This window comes from Thermoanaerobacterium butyriciformans (assembly GCF_017874545.1).
Lineage (GTDB): Bacteria > Bacillota > Thermoanaerobacteria > Thermoanaerobacterales > Thermoanaerobacteraceae > Thermoanaerobacterium > Thermoanaerobacterium butyriciformans.
Map to the genome: position 1 here is coordinate 1 of NZ_JAGGLT010000027.1, position 16,815 is coordinate 16,815.

Here is a 16,815-nt window from a genome sequence, read left to right on the forward strand (position 1 = left end):
TCTGTGCCGTACACTCTAATTATACCACGATTCCTACTGTCTATCGTGATAGTTTTCGTTTATCGTGATGCTGTCAAAGCATGATGTTTATTTTGAATTTTTGAGTATTATTTATGCAGTCATTCCGCCTACTACTTCTAAAGCAATTCCTGTGATGAAAGAAGCTTTTTCTGAAGCTAAAAATAGTACTGCTTCAGATACATCTTTAGGCTCACTATAGCGACCTAGAGGAACTGATTTAGTTAAAAATTCTTTAGCAGCTTGCGAATCTTCTGGATTAAATTCTTTTTCTAAAGATCTCATCATGCGTGTATTAACTAATGCAGGGCATACAGCATTGACGCGTATTCCAAGACCTGCATATTCTATTGCAGCTGTTTTTGTGAGAGCTATGACGGCAGCTTTTGATGCATTATAAGCACTTGTATTAGGCATACCTTTTAAACCTGCAATAGAAGACGTATTTATAATTGAACCGAATCCTTGCTCTTTCATGACACGCAATACGTACTTTAATCCGTAAAAGACGCCTTTTATGTTTACATCAATGATTAAATCAAGTGAATCCGATGGGTAATCTGTTATTGGCGCAACTTTTCCTTCTACACCTGCATTGTTAAAAAACACATCAATCTTTCCAAAATGATCTTTTGCTTTTTTTACATATTGTTGAACTTGCTCTTCTTTGCTTACATCTGCACATATTAGAAGGTAATTTTCTTTTTGTAAATTCAGATCTTGTGCTGCTTTTTCAAGGGCATCCATGTTTAAATCAACTAAAGCTAATTTAGCTCCCTCTGCAGCAAATGATTTAGCGGTTTCTTTGCCTATTCCACCAGCAGCTCCTGTAATCAATACAACTTTATCTTGAAAAGTCATTAGTAAATTCTCTCCTTTTAAAATTAATTTGCAAAATCAATACTATACAATTTTTTCTAATTTGTCAATAGATGTTTAGTGTTATGGTAAAGATAATCGATACCTTGCGTCGATATGGCGTGACAGCAATAATGTGTGGATTAGACTATCTGGAAGAGTTGAATTTTCAGATGATGTAAATTTTCAGGTCAGCCGCTTAAGCAATATACACTTTGATTAATGTAATGATAAGTTATGTGGCATTTTAAAAGATGCCTTGTAACTTATCATTATTGATGCTTGATAGATTGGATGAATGGTAAGTTGTACTTTACAAGATAGACTTTAGGTGATGACTTAATTTGACCATTGCATATGTTATAATATTAATATAAGTATAAGGATGCATTTCGACTGTGTACATTGATAGTAAATAATTTAGATTGTGGGTTAGGAGGAATTGCCAATGAAGTACGGTATTAGAAAACCAAGCCTTAAAAAGAGCATTGCAGCAAGGACAAGTGTAAAAAGATTTATAAGGCATAATCTTGGCATAAAGGCTCCAAGAGGATATGGATGGTTGACAAATCCTAAAAAAGCAGCATATAATCGGATATATAATAGAACTAGCATAAGTTTGTTTAAGCTCTTGAAAAGTATTTTTAAATAAATTTTTTACATATCAGTTATTAACTTTTGGGAGACTAGCGTGTATATTGGCTTATCGCATGGGACAATTTGGCCTTAAAGCCTGCTGCAGGCTATATAGTTGTAAGTCCATATTACAAAAATGGATTTACAACTTTTACTTTATCAAAATACTGCCCAGAATTTAAATTTTCGATCCATATTATACTGCAATCAAGATTTATAGCACTGCAGACTATAAGAGAATTCCAAAATGAAATCATATAACGCTGACTTATTTGGATCGCATCAAGTATATCCTCGACATTCGATGTATCTAGTTTTCAAAGTCCAAGATCTGAGATAATTTGTGACGCTTGCGAAGGAGATAATGGTCTTTTTACTTTTTTGTAATAGTTACATAAAACTCTGATAAAACTTGAGTGCCCAGACAGCCATTTCTCGTATTCCACAAATCTTTTAATAATTTTTTAGCAATTTCATGTTTTCTGCCGGCAGATATGTCGTGGGAACAGACCAAAATATTCGTATCAACAAATTGCAAACCAATATTATCTTTCATATAAATCCTCTCTATTCCATGTTGTTTTACCTTCTGTGCCTAAATCAATGTTATTTTCTAATATGTCAATATGGTGCAATCTTGCTTTTTCATACAAATCCTCTTTTTTAACTATTTCTTCTAATGTCTTAGTTAGAAGACCAGATACAGATGTTTGTTTATTTATAGCTATATGCTTTATCTTCTGTAATAAATCTTTAGGTAATGATAATGTAATGTTTTGTGTCTTGTTCAATGATATCACCTCCACGTAATTTAGTATAGCACATATTTACGTGTATATTAATGCATTCATTTATCAATGGTTATTTAAAAATACTTAGATTTATGTCATTTCGCAATAGTTTTTAAAATTATTCAGATATTATTGTATTTTATGAATTATTGAATGCCGCATTTCGGTATGATATTATAATTTTAGATTTTAAAGAAAGAGTGAATATTATGAATAGCGAACAATTAGAGACAAAAGAAAAAATACTTAATGCGACGATTGATATAGTTGGCATGAAAGGCGAGGCTACTATTAGGGAAATTACCGAAAAGGCAGGTGTGAATGTAGCATCCATAAACTACTATTTCGGCAATAAAAATAATTTGCTAAAGGAAGTGGAAAATTACTATGCCGAGAAACTCTTAAAGTCTGGATATGATATTTTAAGGGATGACAATTTAAAATCTAAAGACAAACTTTTTAAATGGGCCTTAAATTTAATAGAGTACATGTATAAATACCCTGCATTGATTGCAATCATAGTAAAACTGACAAATGATGATAAAAGCTATAATCCGGTAATGATAAAAAAGATATATTTTAATGATGAAATACGTGAAATAATAGAGGATATAATAAAGGAGATAACAAAAATAGAAGATAATAGAATCTTAAATTTTAAATATCTACAACTTTTTTCTGGTATTTTAGGTACAGTTATAAACCATGTCGTTGTAAAAATATACGGAGATAAAAAAAGCGTTTTGAATATAGAAAACACGGATGAACTGAAGCAGTACATAAAGCTTTTTATAGACAGTATTTTAACATAAATAAACTTTTGTGTTTTTTTTTGTCTTTTAGCATAAGATAATTAAAAGATTGTTATTGCGATTATGTTGACTCATTAATTTTAATATGCTAAACTTAAAACAAATATTTAAAACAATTGTTTAATTATAATTGTAAATGGAGATAGATAAGATGGGAAGCTTTGTAGAAGTAAAGAATATTTCTAAAAGATATAAGATGGGTGAAATTATAATTACTGCAGTTTCAGGTGTAAGCTTCAATATAGATAAAGGGGAATTTACAGTTATAGTAGGTGAAAGCGGTGCTGGTAAGACGACGATTCTTAATATGCTTGGTGGAATGGATACATGTGATGAAGGACAAATAATTGTAGATGGAAATGACATAAGCAAATACAATCAGCGACAGTTGACGACTTACCGCAGGAAGGATATTGGGTTTGTGTTTCAATTTTATAATTTGGTCCCCAATCTTACTGCTTTAGAGAATGTAGAGCTGGCAACGGACATCTGCGATAATCCAATGGATCCTGTAGAAGTTCTTAGAGATGTAGGACTTTCTGAAAGACTGAATAATTTTCCATCACAGCTATCTGGTGGAGAACAGCAAAGGGTTGCTATAGCCAGAGCACTGGCAAAGAATCCTAAATTGTTATTATGTGATGAACCAACAGGGGCTCTAGATTATAAGACTGGAAGGGCAATTTTAAAGTTGCTGCACGAGACGTGCAGGAGATTAGGAATGACAGTCATAATAATAACCCATAATAAGGCTATAACTCCGATGGCAGATAAGGTTATAAGCCTTAAAAATGGCAGTGTTGAAAATATAGTTGTCAACGATTCTCCAGTCCCTATAGAAAGGATAGAATGGTAAATGGGAAAATCTCTATTAAAAGATATATTTAAAGAAATTGCCAATACAAAAAAGAGATTTTTATCTTTGTTCTTTATTGTTTTGATGGGTGTTGGAGTTTTCGGTGGAATAAAAGCAGCAAGCCGAGATATGAAACTAACTGCTGACAAATACGCTGATGACTACAATCTTTTTGATGTGCAAGTTTTCTCAACAATGGGGCTGACAAAAGGCGATGCAGAGAGCATAAGCAAGGTAAAAGGTGTTGCGGCTGTCAATCCTTTTTATACGGTTGATGCGGTTGTAGATAAAAATAATAAGGGCTTTGTCATCAAAGTCATAAGTATAGATCCTTCAAAAATAAAGAATGATAAAAATTATGTAAATAAACCTAAGCTTCTTAAAGGCAGATTTCCTGAAAACAATTCTGAATGTGTTGTAGAGACGAAATTTCTAAAAGATCTTGGCTTTTCTATAGGTGATACTGTAACTATAAATTTGGATTCTCAAAATAAAGACAATATAAAAAGCAAAAAATTTAAAATAGTTGGAGTTGCTGAAACGCCTTATTACATCTCAAGAGACAGAGGTTCCAGCAATGTCGGAAATGGGCAGATACAGGCTTTTATGATGGTACCTCAATCTGATTTTTCAATGGATGCATATACAGAGATAGATGTGCTAGTAGATGGCGCAAAGAAATTTTCTACTTTTTCAGATGAATACTACAATTTTATTCGTCCCGTAAAAGATGATTTAACAAAATTAGGAGAAACAAGAAGCAAAATTAGATATGAAGAAATTAAAAATAAAGCCCAGAAGGAAATAGACGATGCTAAGAAAGAGCTTGAAGACAAAGAAGCTAAATATAATAAAGAATTGGCTGATGCTAAAGCAAAGCTGGATGAAACAAGTGTTATGCTTTCAAATTCAAAGATACAATTAGATAAAAAACAAGCCAGTTTTAATGAGCAGATGGCTTTAAATCAGAAAAAAATTGATGATGGAAAAAGGCAGATTGCAGAGACACAGGCGAGTATATTACAGAATGAAATAGATTTAAATAATGCAGAAGCTGAGATACAGGCAAAAGAAAAAGAATTAAATTACGATGAAAACATGAAAAAATTAAGTTCGACATACGACGAACTTAATAGTTCGCTAAATCAATTGAATTCAGAGATAAACAATAACCCATCTTTGAAAGATCAGTTAAAACCAAAGATAGATGAATTAAATGCACAAATCGCCAGTGTATCTAAACAAATAGATACACTTAATGCAAACAAACAGGCATTAGACTTAAACTTGGCGCAGTTAAATGAGAAAAGGTCTCAGCTTGAAAGTGCCAAAGCGCAATTAGCTGTGTCAAAGGATAATATAGCGAAACAAGAAGCTGCACTTAATAAAGCTAAGATTGATGGTCAAAGACAGCTTGACAGTGCAAGAGAACAATTAAATAATGCTTTAAAAGAATTGACTGATAATGAGAAAAAGTATCAGGAAAACAAAGCAGAGTTTGACAAGCAGATAAGTGATGCTAAAGAAAAAATAGCATTTTCTGAAAAGAAACTTAATGACTTAAAAAAGCCTAGCTGGTATGTTTTAGATAGGAAATCAAATATAGGCTATGTAGAGTATGGAGAGGAAGCAGATAGGATAAAGGCGCTGGGAAATGTATTTCCGACCATATTCTTCCTTGTTGCAGCACTGGTAAGCTTAACATCCATGACTAGGATGGTAGAAGAGCAGCGTACGCAGATGGGCATATTGAAAGCATTAGGATACGGCAAGTTTGCCATAATGTTGAAATTTTTAATATATTCATCAGTTGCAACAATCTTAGGTGGTCTTGCAGGACTTATCTTAGGCTTTAATATACTGCCAAGAATAATATTTAATGCATACAGCATGATGTACACACTGCCTTCGGTTATAACAGAATTTAATATCTATTATGCCGTTGTGGGAATTGTTGCTGCATTGATATCTACTACAGCCGTAACTGTTTTGGTGTGCCTTAGCGACTTAAGAGAGACTCCTGCATCTTTAATGAGACTGAAATCACCTATGGCAGGGAAGAGAGTTTTGCTGGAAAAAATAAATTTTATTTGGTCACGACTTGATTTTATGCAGAAGGTAACTGCTAGAAACATATTTAGGTATAAGAAAAGATTTTTCATGACTGTAATTGGCATAGGCGGCTGTACGGCACTGCTGCTTACTGGTTTTGGAATTAGAGATTCCATAAATATCATTGTAGATAAACAATTTAATGATATTTTTAAATATCAGATGGTTACGACCTTTAAGAGTGATGCTTCTTCAAATGACATAAAAGAGCTTTCTGTAGCTATTAATAATGACAAAGATATAAAGGAAAGCATCATGGTTAATCAATCCAGCGTAGATGTTACAAAAGGTAAAATTAAAAAAAGCGCATTTCTAGTTGTCACTGGCGATAAGGAAAAATTTAAAGATTTTATAGTCTTAAGAAGCAGAACTACTGGTGATAAAATACCATTGACAGACGAAGGAGTTGTCGTAACTGAAAAGCTTGCAAATATGCTTGGAGTGAGGAGTGGCGATTATATCTACTTAAACATCGGTGATGGCAGGAAAGCAAAAGCAAAAGTTATTGGCATAGCAGAAAATTATTTGCAGCATTATATTTATATGAGTTCTTCTTTGTACGAAAAGCTATTTGATAAAAAAATAGCTTCAAATGAGATATTGTCGAAGATTACTAGCAGTTCAAATTCAATAGAAGATAAGCTGTCTCAAAGAATATTGAAATCAAAAGCAGTAATGACCATTAATTTTATATCATCTGTTAAAAAGACACTTCAAGACGTCGTAAACAATTTGTTGTCAGTCGTATTAGTCTTGATTGTATCTGCAGGAACACTTGCTTTTGTGGTCCTTTATAATCTGACTAATATAAATATAACAGAGAGAATAAGAGAACTTGCTACGATGAAAGTGCTGGGATTTTACGATGATGAAGTTTCTATGTATGTAATGAGAGAAAATTTCATACTTACTGTCATCGGAATTTTATTAGGATTTGTGATGGGAATTTTCCTGCACAGGTATCTTATGACGACGGTAGAAGTAGAGATTCTCATGTTTGGACGCAATATTGAACCGATGAGCTTTTTGTATTCTGCACTTATCACAATGGGATTTTCTATCCTTGTAAGCATTGTAGTGCACTTCCAGCTTAAGAAAGTCGATATGGTGCAGTCATTAAAAAGTCCAGAGATTGATTAATGAATAGTATTGTGCTATCATTTAATGAAGATTTCAATGATAGCACAATATTTTCTATTTTTATTGATGAATTCTGCACATTAATTTATAATGTTAATAAGTTATTAAATCTTTATAATCAAAGGAGTGGGTTATATGCCGATAATCAATTCAATAACAAAGGAAAAATTAAGTGACAACGTAAAAAATGCTATAAAGACAGAATTTGCATCTATGATGATGGATGTGGCTGGTAAAAGTGAAAATTGGCTTATGGTGAGATTTGCAGAAGGTGACGACATATACTTTCACGGAGAACCTTTAGATAAAGGGGCAATCGTTGAGATACAGTTAATAGGGAAACTGACTAAGGAACAAAAGGAAAAAATTTCAGCGAAAATCTGCGATATTTTTGAAAATAATTTAAAATATCCTAAGGACAATGTATACATAGTCATTCAAGAATTTACTGGTGAAAATTGGGGATACAATGGCAGCACATTTTAAAGGTGAAAAATTATGTCTGATAAAATAAATTTTAATGTTATAAAGCCTATTGATGAGGCAAGATATCTTACTGCTGAAAATGCATCAAGGTATCGCCTCATCATGCGATATTTTTACCAGAACTATGAGCAGCTTAGATACTGGTTATCTAAAGAGGATGTATATAATTATGTAAAAGGTTTTGATTTGTTTTACGATTATACGATGGAAAAGTGTGAGCAGGATTTAAAGTCTCTGACAGAGTGGAAAAACTTAATAGCTGAGCAGGACACTGGAAGAGCTCAATCTGCAGAAGAATTTAAAAATAAGAAATTTAGATATATGCTTAGCGAGTATTCGATAGAGATAGAAAGGATGACAATTAATCTAGAAAAAATAAAAGGCTATGGTGGTTCCCTAGATCCATCTTTATTTCAGAGATTGTATGAAAACTTAAAGAAAATTGATGATATATCTAAAAGCGATGACTTAGAAGCTGTGTACCGCTGGTGGAAAGATTTTACTTCTGATTTTGAAAATATTTATCACAATGCTATAGACTACATTGCTAGTTTGCAAAGTTCAAATGCAGATGAACTCATGAAGACTGATGCTTTCTTAATATACAAAGACAAACTTACTGAGTATTTAAGAGGATATATAAAGGATCTACAGAGATTCTCTCAGGTTATTGTATCGCTTTTAAATAAGATTGATAAAAAGTCATTAGATAGTATCGTAGAAAAATTGCTGCTTTATGAGGAGAATATACCGAGGTTGGATAAAGACTTTGATATTAATGACGTCAAAGAAAATATATTAAGCAAGTGGGAGAACATAGTATTTTGGTTTAGAGGAAATGGCGATGAAGATAGTGAGGCATATAGGCTTCTTGAGATATCAAATGAGATAATAAGAAAGATTACAATGTATGCAGCTAGAATTTCTGAAAACAGGTTAAGGACTGCCAGCAGGAAAAGTGAATATATAAAGCTTTCAAAGATATTTGCAAATACCGATGATATAGGATATGCACATAAGCTTTCATCAGCCGTATTTGGAGTTTTTCACACGCGACATTTGTACGGCGATTTTGACAAAAGGACTGAAAGCATAAATGAAAGCGTATGGGATGATGTGCCATGTAAATTCTTGATAAGGCCTAAGACGAGAAGTTATACACAATCCACAAAGACAAATGCTATAATAGATAGGGTAGAAGAAAAAGAGATGTGCTTAAGGCAGTACCTTGAAGAAAGACACAGTGAGATTGAGGAAATATCAAAGTATATTATTGACGGAAAGATAGTTTTAAAAGAGTTACCAATAATTAAGCCTTTTATAAGGACAACCCTTTTAAATTGGATAAGCAAATCCTTAAATCAGCCTAAAAATATAGCTAAATCAGAAGATGGCAGGACATACAAAGTCAGCATTTCAAGGAACAAGACGATAACTTTAAATTGCACAGATGGTGTCCTTGAAATGCCTGATATAACGATAGAGTTTTTAGATTGATACGGTGGTGTTTTTAGTTGGAGGAACTTAAAATACTTTTAGAGAACTTTTGGGTTACAAAAGATGATACAGAAATTTTTAATAGAATACGTGACAATGAAAAGAAATTAAGATTATTTGTAGAAGATAAGTTAGGATATCGGCTTATTGTGAATCCGCTTCTTATAAAGTTGGAGAAGATACCGAGCGATGCTGAAGAGTGGATGGGGATCGAAGAATTTCAAAGTCCTATGGACTATGCGTTTTTATGCCTTCTCCTTGCATTTTTAGAGGATATGGGCATAGGTGATCAATTTATACTATCAAATATAACTGAGTATATCGAGATGCAGTATGATGGCATAGAAAGCGTTGACTGGACCCTTTTTAAGCATAGAAAGTCCCTTGTAAGAGTACTTAATTTTGCAGAAAAAATGGAAATGATAAAAGTCGATGATGGAGAGCAGGAAAGATTTACTGATAATCGTGATATAGAGGTTTTATATGAAAATACAGGACTTTCTAGGTATTTTATGAGAATTATGAACAGCGAAATAGGCGAAGAAATGACGATGAAAGATTTTATGAAGGACGACAGGTATGAAGACAACAAGGTTCTTGAGAGAAGGCATAGGGTTTACAGAAAACTTCTTTTATCACCAGCCGTTTACTATGAAGGACCTGACGACCAAGATTTTATCTACATAAAAAATTATAGAAATACGATAGAAAAAGATTTTGACGATTATCTCGATGCGAAGCTGCACATTCATAAAACATCTGCATATATAATTTTCAATGAAAATAAGTTTGCAACATCTTATTTCCCAGACAATAAAAATATATCTGATATAGTGCTTCAAATCGCCTATGTTTTAAGAGAGATGATAGATTCAGGCAATTTAAATATAGGAGTAGATGACACCATTGAAATTACAGAAGGACAATTTATGAATATCATATCTGATGTGAAGAATAGGTTTAAAAGCGGATGGAGCAAGATATACGCTGATATGAATGATGATAAATTATTTAGTGAGATTACAGAATTTATGAAAAGCTGGAAAATGGCGATATACAATGATGATACACACTCATATACTTTGATGCCGATCTTAGGAAAGTTTATTGGCGAATATCGAAGTGATTTTAAAGGAGCAATTCAAAATGGATGATAGATGGATAATTAATAGAGCTGGTCTTCTTAACTTTTGGTATTATGATGATGAAGTATTTGAGTTTTCTGGAGGAAGGCTTCTTCTAAGAGGTTCCAATGGTTCAGGAAAATCTGTAACTATGCAGAGCTTCATACCTCTTCTTTTAGATGGCAATAAAAGCCCTGAAAGATTGGATTCATTTGGTTCAAGGGCTAGAAGGCTTGAAGACTATCTCCTAGGTGAAGAAGATGTAAATGGAATTGACGAGAGAACTGGCTATCTTTATATGGAATTTAAGAGGGAAAATAAGGATAATTATATCTCTATAGGCATAGGCCTTAAAGCAAAAAGACATCAAAGTATGGATTTTTGGGGATTTATTATTAAAGATGGACGGCGTATAGGCATTGACATATTGCTTTACAAGTTAGAGACAGGAATGGATGGGAAAAGAGTCAAAATACCTCTATCCAAAAAAGAGCTTAAAAATTGCATTGGAAGTGGAGGAGAAGTAGTTGACACACAAAGAGAATACATGGAATTAGTAAATAAAAATATATTTGGCTTTTCAAGCATTGATGATTATGATGAACTTATAAAGCTTTTAATACAGCTTAGAAGTCCAAAGCTTTCTAATGATCTAAGACCAACGCATATTTACGACATATTGAATGCGTCTCTTTCACCTTTGACAGATGATGATTTAAGACCTATGTCTGAAACGATAGAAAATATGGATCAGATAAAGCTGCATCTGGACTCGCTGAATAAAAACATGAAATCTTTAAAAAAGCTGAAAAATGAATACGACAGGTATAATAAGTTTATGCTTTATTATAAAGCAGAGAAACTTTTGATGCAGAAAAATGAGCTTTCTAAAGTGCAAAAACAAAGCGAGGAAATAAAGCAAAGCATCGAAAAAAATAATCAGGATGTTTTACAAGGAGAAGGTAAAATATCGGAACTTGCAAGCGAGCTTCAGGCATTGAAAAATAAAGAATTTCAATTAAGGAAAAATGATGCTTTTAATACACAAAGAGAACTTGTTGAAGAAGAAAATATTTTAAAACAATATAGAAAAGACAAGGATTTAAAAGAGATTCAGCTTAAAAAGAAACAAGAGAGATATTTTGAAATAGAAAAAGAATTAAAGAATCTTGAAAACAGAGAATATTCAATTGATAAAAATATAAAGGACAATCTTGAATGTATGGCATCCATATCTGAAGAAGTTAATTTTGATGAGCACAGTTTCTCAGAAGAAGAATTGAAGAAGTCGTATGGCAAAGATTTTGACTTTGACTTTTGGAACAACTCACTAAAAGAGTATACAGGAAAAGTGAGAAAGGCATTAGATGCCATAAATGAGGAGGCAGAGGCAAATCAAAGGTACAATGATGCATTGTTAGAAGAAGATAGATTGAGAAAGGCAAATGAGGATTTAAAGCGAAAAGTCAATGAAATTGAGATTTTATTTGATGAAGAAAAGAACAGGTTTATCGATAAAATTTATGATTGGTCAGATACGAATAAACTTTTGAAGCTTAATAGAGAGGACATTGAAAAACTTGCTAGGCTTGTACTGTCATATGGTGAGACAAGCGTCTACGAAGATCTGATATCATCTATAAGGAAGCCATACGATGATATCAGGGGAAGACTACAGATGGATATGCTTAAAGTCGAAAATGAGTTGGACTTAAAAAATTCCCAGCTTGATGAAAAAGAAGAGGAACTAAGAAAATGGAAAGAGATGGAGGATCCTGAGCCAGAGCGCAATACAGAAGTTTTAGAAAACAGAAAAAGACTGGATAAAGCAGGAATAGCATATGTACCCTTTTATAAAGCGATTGATTTTAAAAATGATATAGATGATGATACAAAGGGGAATATCGAATCAGCTCTTATAGATATGGGAATCTTGGACGCACTTATTGTTTCAAGAAGTGATTTAGACAGAGCAATGAAAATGGATAAGGGCATGGCAGACAAGTATATTGCTCCGGGGACTTTTAACATGAAGCTTAATGTATTGCAGTATTTTAATGTTGTCGATTCAAATAGCGGTGTCAGCTTAGATGAAATTTCAGATGCCTTAAGCAACGTATTTATCTATGAGGAAGAAAATGCAACATATATAAATGATGATGGTACGTATGGAATAGGGATTTTAAAGGGGAAAGCAGCAGGAAATTTAAAGTCAAGATATATAGGTTTTGAATCGAGAAGGCGCTTTAGAGATGAAATGATATCATCAATAGCCAAGGAAATAAGCGCCATAAAAGATGAAATAAGAGAACTAAACGATAGACAATTGTCGATAAAGTCCCAATTAAGTGACCTAGATATTGAATATAAAAATTTTCCAAAAAAAGATGATTTGGAAGAAGCGCTAAGAGAATTGAAAGAAGCACAATCGAATCAAAAATTTACTGAGATTAAGTTGAACGATGCAATACTTACTGCTAAAAAGTTTTTTGATGTGCTTCAAGAAAAGAGAGCAGTTGTAAGGAAATTGACATCGGGAATTGGCATACATGTAGATGTGAAATCTTACGAAGATGCTTTAGGCGAATTAGATGAGTACAAAAATCTTCTACAGAAATTACAGATAAATTACAATAGCTATATTACTGTTTTAAGAAGCATAGAGACTAGAAAAATGCAGAAACAGGATATCGAGTATGACATTGATAATTACAAGTTTGAGATTGATGTATTAGATACGAAGATAAAAAACAGCGTAGAAAAGATCAATGTATTAAAAGAAACCATTGAAAAACTTGGTATAGAGGACCTTCAAAATGAACTTTCACAGTGCATGAAGAGGATTGACGATATACCAAAGGAAATAAATGATTTAACTGCTAAAAATGCTGCTCTTAAAGAGAGAGTAGTCCTGCAAGAAAAAGAATATGAAAGATTGAGAGAAGAACTAAGAAAAAACCAGGATATTCTAAACATATACGATAAAGGATTAAAAGGTGAAATAGCGCTGGGATTTATTGATGAGTTTACAAATCTAGATGATATGTATAAAGCAGCGAAGACCATTCAATCACAGTACAAAGAGATGTTTGCAAAGTTTGATAAAGATAGTGCAACAGAAAAGCTTAGAAATGCATTTTACGTTTGTATAAATGAACTTGTGGAATTTGGTCTTTCATTAGATGTAGTAGAAAATGAACAAAGTGATGTTGGTATTGATAATTATCAGGAAATATATAAAGATTTAAGAAGATATCAGATAACAGCAAAAGTAAATGACAAAAAGATATCTCTTTATGGGCTGTACAACATGATCGATGAAGATATAAAGATAAACGAAAACCTTATGAAGGAAAAAGATAGGCAGCTTTTTGAGGACATAATCATGCACAATGTAGGACGCAAGATTAGAAGCAGAATCTTTAAAGCAGAAGAATGGGTTAAAAAGATGAATAACTTAATGTCTCAACGTGATACTTCAAGCGGTCTTAAGTTTCAATTAGAATGGAAGCCAAAAGCTGCTACAAATGAGCAAGAACTTAATACGAGGGAGCTTGTGGAACTTTTGAAGCTTGATGCAGATATGATGAAAGAAGAAGATTTTAATTTAGTAGTTAATCACTTTAGATCAAAGGTTGAAAGTGCAAAGAAAATATATGAAGAAAACAGCAGCAGTGATACATTCCACCAAATAATGAAGAGCATTCTCGACTATAGAGACTGGTTTGAGTTTAAGCTGTATTTCAAAAAAGAAGGGGAAAATCGCAAAGAACTTACAAATAATGCCTTTTACAAGTTTAGCGGCGGAGAGAAAGCCATGGCTATGTACATACCTCTTTTCTCAGCCGTGTACTCAATGTATCAATCAGCGTCATCACAAGCTCCAAAGATTATATCACTTGATGAAGCTTTTGCGGGAGTGGACGACAACAACATAAGGGATATGTTTAAGCTTATAGAAGACTTAGGATTAAATTTCATCATGAACTCTCAAGTTCTGTGGGGAGATTATGATACGGTGCCAGAGCTATCTATATACGAGCTTATAAGACCTAAAAATGCAAGTTATGTGTCTTTGATAAAGTATAAGTGGGATGGAAAGATTAGGCATTTAGTTACTGGAATTGAAGAAAATGTTGAAGAAGCAGATGATTTTTCATATGATGAGGTTGCATTTACAAGAGTAGGTGAGTAGATGAAAGCTGAAGACATAGATTTCTTTAAAAGAAACAAAGGGTATAAAAGGATATTTAAAGCTATTAGGGATAAGTATAAAAGCATAGGAAGGATAGGCGGTGTAATCAAACTCGATGATTTGACGGATTCGGAAAAAGAAATTTTGTCTAGTCATTTTAAAAAAGACTTTAGCAAGCGAAAATCGGTAAATATCGAGGTCAATAAATTTGCAGAGACATTTTTAAATACGAGATTTGAAGAGTACAGCTTGATTGATATATTAGAATCATATTTTGATGAAAAGCTGACCAGCAAAAAAGATGATATGTACCAGTATGCAAATGAAAAAGAAAAGTTCTTTAATAGATTTTTGTCTGATTATGAGGGGTCAAAGTGTTGGCAATGGTTGAAATCTGTTTATGAAAATAAGGCTGTAGGAGCAAGAACGATAAACCAAAGATATGATAGTGATCGCACTTTGTTAAGCAGAGATATAAAATACGTTTGTGATGCATTGAATAGACTTCCAGTTTATGAAGGAAAGAAGCTAAGGTTGCCGGTCTTTTCATCGTATATCACTAGAGATCCGCATGGATTTGATGTAAACACTGACTGCGGTAAAATGCTCATAAATGCATTGGCTACGATTTTTGGAGTTACTGATATAAAAAATTCCGAGGAAGTTGCTGAGCTTTTTTATAGAGCTGGCATCGTGATTGATGAGATATCGAATTTTGTGACGCTTAAAGGGCTTTTGGCTTATAGTACAGACGAGTGTAACAAGGTATTTAAAGCAGCGTATGAGTGCAATGAAGTTTTGCAAGTACCGCTTTACAATCTTAGTGAGATGGACAGGGTTGAGAGTCCCTCAAAAAAAGTATTTGTGTTAGAAAATCCAGGTGTTTTTTTGTCCGTATGTGACTTTATAAAGAAACCTGTTCCACTTGTCTGCGCATATGGCCAGCCCAGATTATCACTGCTTGTCCTCTTAGATATGCTATATAAAAATGGTACAGACATATATTATTCAGGTGATTTTGACCCTGAAGGAATACAAATAGCGCATAGACTTTTCAAGAGATATCCTGACAGATTTCATTTTTGGAGGTATGATGTTGAGGACTACATAAAAGCCTTGTCAGATAAGACATTGACGGAATCAAGGCTTAAAATGCTAGATAAAATCGATACGGCTCAATTAAAGCCTTTAGCAGACAAAATGAGATTATTGAAAAAAGCTGGATATCAAGAGCTTATTCTTGATGATATTATTAAAGATGTATTGTCTATAAATTCATTATTTTAAGTGTATAATAAAAAATGAGCATAACATTTAATTTTATGGATTGCTATGCTCATTACTTATTTTTAATTTATCAATTTTTTTATTTCTTCTTTTGCTAATTCTGTAATCTTGGCTATTTTATCAATGTCCATACCTTCTTCTAATAATTTTTTTGCTATTGCAATTTTTTCTTCTTTTGCGCCTCTTTCAATACCTTTTTCAATACCTTTTTCAATTATCATTTTATACGTCTCAGATTCTTCAATTCTAAACATTCTTACCACCTCCGAAAAAACTTTCTCAATAATTTCTCTTTTAAAAACTATACCTGATAATATCTCTGCCTTAAATGCTATGTCCTTCTTTTTGTTTATGTCCAAAGGAATGTCTTTTATGGCTTCAAGACATCTTTCCAGATATTTTTCCCCTTCTTCTTTCCTTCTATTTTGGTCCATCAATGGAAGAAGTGAATATAAGTCATAATAATCTGTTTCTACGACATCAGTATATTTTATTTCACCAACGTTTATGATCTTATATCTATAGTCTAATGTGTTTTGTTCTCCAAAGTCGTAACTTAAGCTATTTGCCATTTTCACATTGTTTTTTCCTATATAAACGACTATCTGATACGGTAAGAGATTGTGCTTTTCCATTATCTCAAGCGAATATCGAAGCATCCTATAAGGCATTTTTTCGTCATTATCTGATTGAAACTCTATATGCACAGCTACATTTCCTTTGTCTGTAGTACATTTGAATATCATGTCGCTGTCTCTCCGTTCAACTCTTGCAAATTCTATATTAAGTTCATCGATTTTTGTATATTGCAATCCGAGAAAATAGCTCATTATGTCATCAGCCATATCAGAAAAAATATTTTTCATCGTTATATCGTATTTTTGGCTCATATTTCTTCCTTCCGTTTCTCTTTTTATTATAAATATTATATCATATAGTTTTATAAAAAGACATGGTTAAGAAATGACAATGAAATATAATATCACAGTTATAGCATTAATTA

Annotated in this window: 14 protein-coding genes; 10 read left to right on the plus strand and 4 right to left on the minus strand. The window is 32.8% G+C overall.

All coding sequences use genetic code 11. The features are described 5' to 3' along the window. Nucleotides 1-111 precede the first annotated feature (111 nt). Nucleotides 112-879: an SDR family NAD(P)-dependent oxidoreductase gene (locus J2Z80_RS11170; protein WP_209454460.1), complete on the minus strand. Its 768-nt coding sequence runs from the start codon at nt 877-879 to the stop codon at nt 112-114. 445 nt (nt 880-1,324) lie between these two features. On the opposite strand from J2Z80_RS11170, the gene J2Z80_RS11175 reads away from it, so the two are divergent. After that, nucleotides 1,325-1,528 (plus strand): hypothetical protein, encoded by a 204-nt coding sequence (locus J2Z80_RS11175; RefSeq protein ID WP_013297499.1) that lies wholly within the window; start codon nt 1,325-1,327, stop codon nt 1,526-1,528. A gap of 68 nt (nt 1,529-1,596) precedes the next feature. Further along, nucleotides 1,597-1,773 carry a hypothetical protein gene (locus tag J2Z80_RS15395; RefSeq protein ID WP_432422722.1) on the plus strand — a complete coding sequence of 59 codons (177 nt, stop codon included), beginning with the start codon at nt 1,597-1,599 and terminating at the stop codon, nt 1,771-1,773. A gap of 112 nt (nt 1,774-1,885) precedes the next feature. Here J2Z80_RS15395 and J2Z80_RS15400 read toward each other — a convergent pair whose 3' ends face one another. Next, the gene (locus J2Z80_RS15400; RefSeq protein WP_432422723.1) at nt 1,886-2,068 is read right to left on the minus strand and encodes a hypothetical protein; all 183 of its coding nucleotides are present in this window, start codon (nt 2,066-2,068) and stop codon (nt 1,886-1,888) included. Next, complete coding sequence (locus J2Z80_RS11185) at nt 2,058-2,303, minus strand: DUF6364 family protein (protein WP_045410794.1); 246 nt, start codon at nt 2,301-2,303, stop codon at nt 2,058-2,060. Before J2Z80_RS11185 ends, J2Z80_RS15400 begins: the two co-directional genes overlap by 11 nt. 209 nt (nt 2,304-2,512) lie before the next feature. On the opposite strand from J2Z80_RS11185, the gene J2Z80_RS11190 reads away from it, so the two are divergent. From J2Z80_RS11190 to J2Z80_RS11225, 8 genes are all read left to right on the plus strand, one after another. Next, nucleotides 2,513-3,115 carry a TetR/AcrR family transcriptional regulator gene (locus tag J2Z80_RS11190; RefSeq protein WP_209454461.1) on the plus strand — a complete coding sequence of 201 codons (603 nt, stop codon included), beginning with the start codon at nt 2,513-2,515 and terminating at the stop codon, nt 3,113-3,115. Nucleotides 3,116-3,251: 136 nt separating this feature from the next. Beyond that, nucleotides 3,252-3,971, plus strand: a complete 720-nt coding sequence (locus tag J2Z80_RS11195; RefSeq protein ID WP_284697880.1) for an ABC transporter ATP-binding protein — start codon at nt 3,252-3,254, stop codon at nt 3,969-3,971. Then, nucleotides 3,972-7,223, plus strand: a complete 3,252-nt coding sequence (locus J2Z80_RS11200) for an FtsX-like permease family protein (protein ID WP_209454462.1) — start codon at nt 3,972-3,974, stop codon at nt 7,221-7,223. Between the two features lie 135 nt (nt 7,224-7,358). After that, nucleotides 7,359-7,709: a phenylpyruvate tautomerase MIF-related protein gene (locus J2Z80_RS11205; RefSeq protein WP_209454463.1), complete on the plus strand. Its 351-nt coding sequence runs from the start codon at nt 7,359-7,361 to the stop codon at nt 7,707-7,709. A 12-nt stretch (nt 7,710-7,721) separates the two neighbouring features. Further along, nucleotides 7,722-9,206: a TIGR02677 family protein gene (locus J2Z80_RS11210; RefSeq protein ID WP_209454464.1), complete on the plus strand. Its 1,485-nt coding sequence runs from the start codon at nt 7,722-7,724 to the stop codon at nt 9,204-9,206. Nucleotides 9,207-9,223: 17 nt separating this feature from the next. Beyond that, on the plus strand, nt 9,224-10,360 hold the full coding sequence (locus tag J2Z80_RS11215; RefSeq protein ID WP_209454465.1) for a TIGR02678 family protein: 1,137 nt from the start codon (nt 9,224-9,226) through the stop codon (nt 10,358-10,360). Further along, entirely contained in the window at nt 10,353-14,525 is a 4,173-nt protein-coding gene (locus J2Z80_RS11220) for a TIGR02680 family protein (protein ID WP_209454466.1), read from the plus strand. The genes J2Z80_RS11215 and J2Z80_RS11220 overlap by 8 nt, the downstream gene beginning before the upstream one ends. Further along, nucleotides 14,526-15,812, plus strand: a complete 1,287-nt coding sequence (locus tag J2Z80_RS11225; RefSeq protein WP_209454467.1) for a TIGR02679 family protein — start codon at nt 14,526-14,528, stop codon at nt 15,810-15,812. 62 nt (nt 15,813-15,874) lie between these two features. Here J2Z80_RS11225 and J2Z80_RS11230 read toward each other — a convergent pair whose 3' ends face one another. Then, the gene (locus J2Z80_RS11230; RefSeq protein WP_209454468.1) at nt 15,875-16,702 is read right to left on the minus strand and encodes an Rpn family recombination-promoting nuclease/putative transposase; all 828 of its coding nucleotides are present in this window, start codon (nt 16,700-16,702) and stop codon (nt 15,875-15,877) included. Nucleotides 16,703-16,815: the final 113 nt, after the last annotated feature.

Bases quoted from the DNA above. Each gene is read 5' to 3' on its own strand.
- J2Z80_RS11170 (WP_209454460.1), bottom strand. From the start codon at position 879: ATGACTTTTCAAGATAAAGTTGTATTGATTACAGGAGCTGCTGGTGGA.
- J2Z80_RS11175 (WP_013297499.1), top strand. From the start codon at position 1,325: ATGAAGTACGGTATTAGAAAACCAAGCCTTAAAAAGAGCATTGCAGCA.
- J2Z80_RS15400 (WP_432422723.1), bottom strand. From the start codon at position 2,068: ATGAAAGATAATATTGGTTTGCAATTTGTTGATACGAATATTTTGGTC.
- J2Z80_RS11190 (WP_209454461.1), top strand. From the start codon at position 2,513: ATGAATAGCGAACAATTAGAGACAAAAGAAAAAATACTTAATGCGACG.
- J2Z80_RS11195 (WP_284697880.1), top strand. From the start codon at position 3,252: ATGGAGATAGATAAGATGGGAAGCTTTGTAGAAGTAAAGAATATTTCT.
- J2Z80_RS11200 (WP_209454462.1), top strand. From the start codon at position 3,972: ATGGGAAAATCTCTATTAAAAGATATATTTAAAGAAATTGCCAATACA.
- J2Z80_RS11205 (WP_209454463.1), top strand. From the start codon at position 7,359: ATGCCGATAATCAATTCAATAACAAAGGAAAAATTAAGTGACAACGTA.
- J2Z80_RS11210 (WP_209454464.1), top strand. From the start codon at position 7,722: ATGTCTGATAAAATAAATTTTAATGTTATAAAGCCTATTGATGAGGCA.
- J2Z80_RS11220 (WP_209454466.1), top strand. From the start codon at position 10,353: ATGGATGATAGATGGATAATTAATAGAGCTGGTCTTCTTAACTTTTGG.
- J2Z80_RS11225 (WP_209454467.1), top strand. From the start codon at position 14,526: ATGAAAGCTGAAGACATAGATTTCTTTAAAAGAAACAAAGGGTATAAA.
- J2Z80_RS11230 (WP_209454468.1), bottom strand. From the start codon at position 16,702: ATGAGCCAAAAATACGATATAACGATGAAAAATATTTTTTCTGATATG.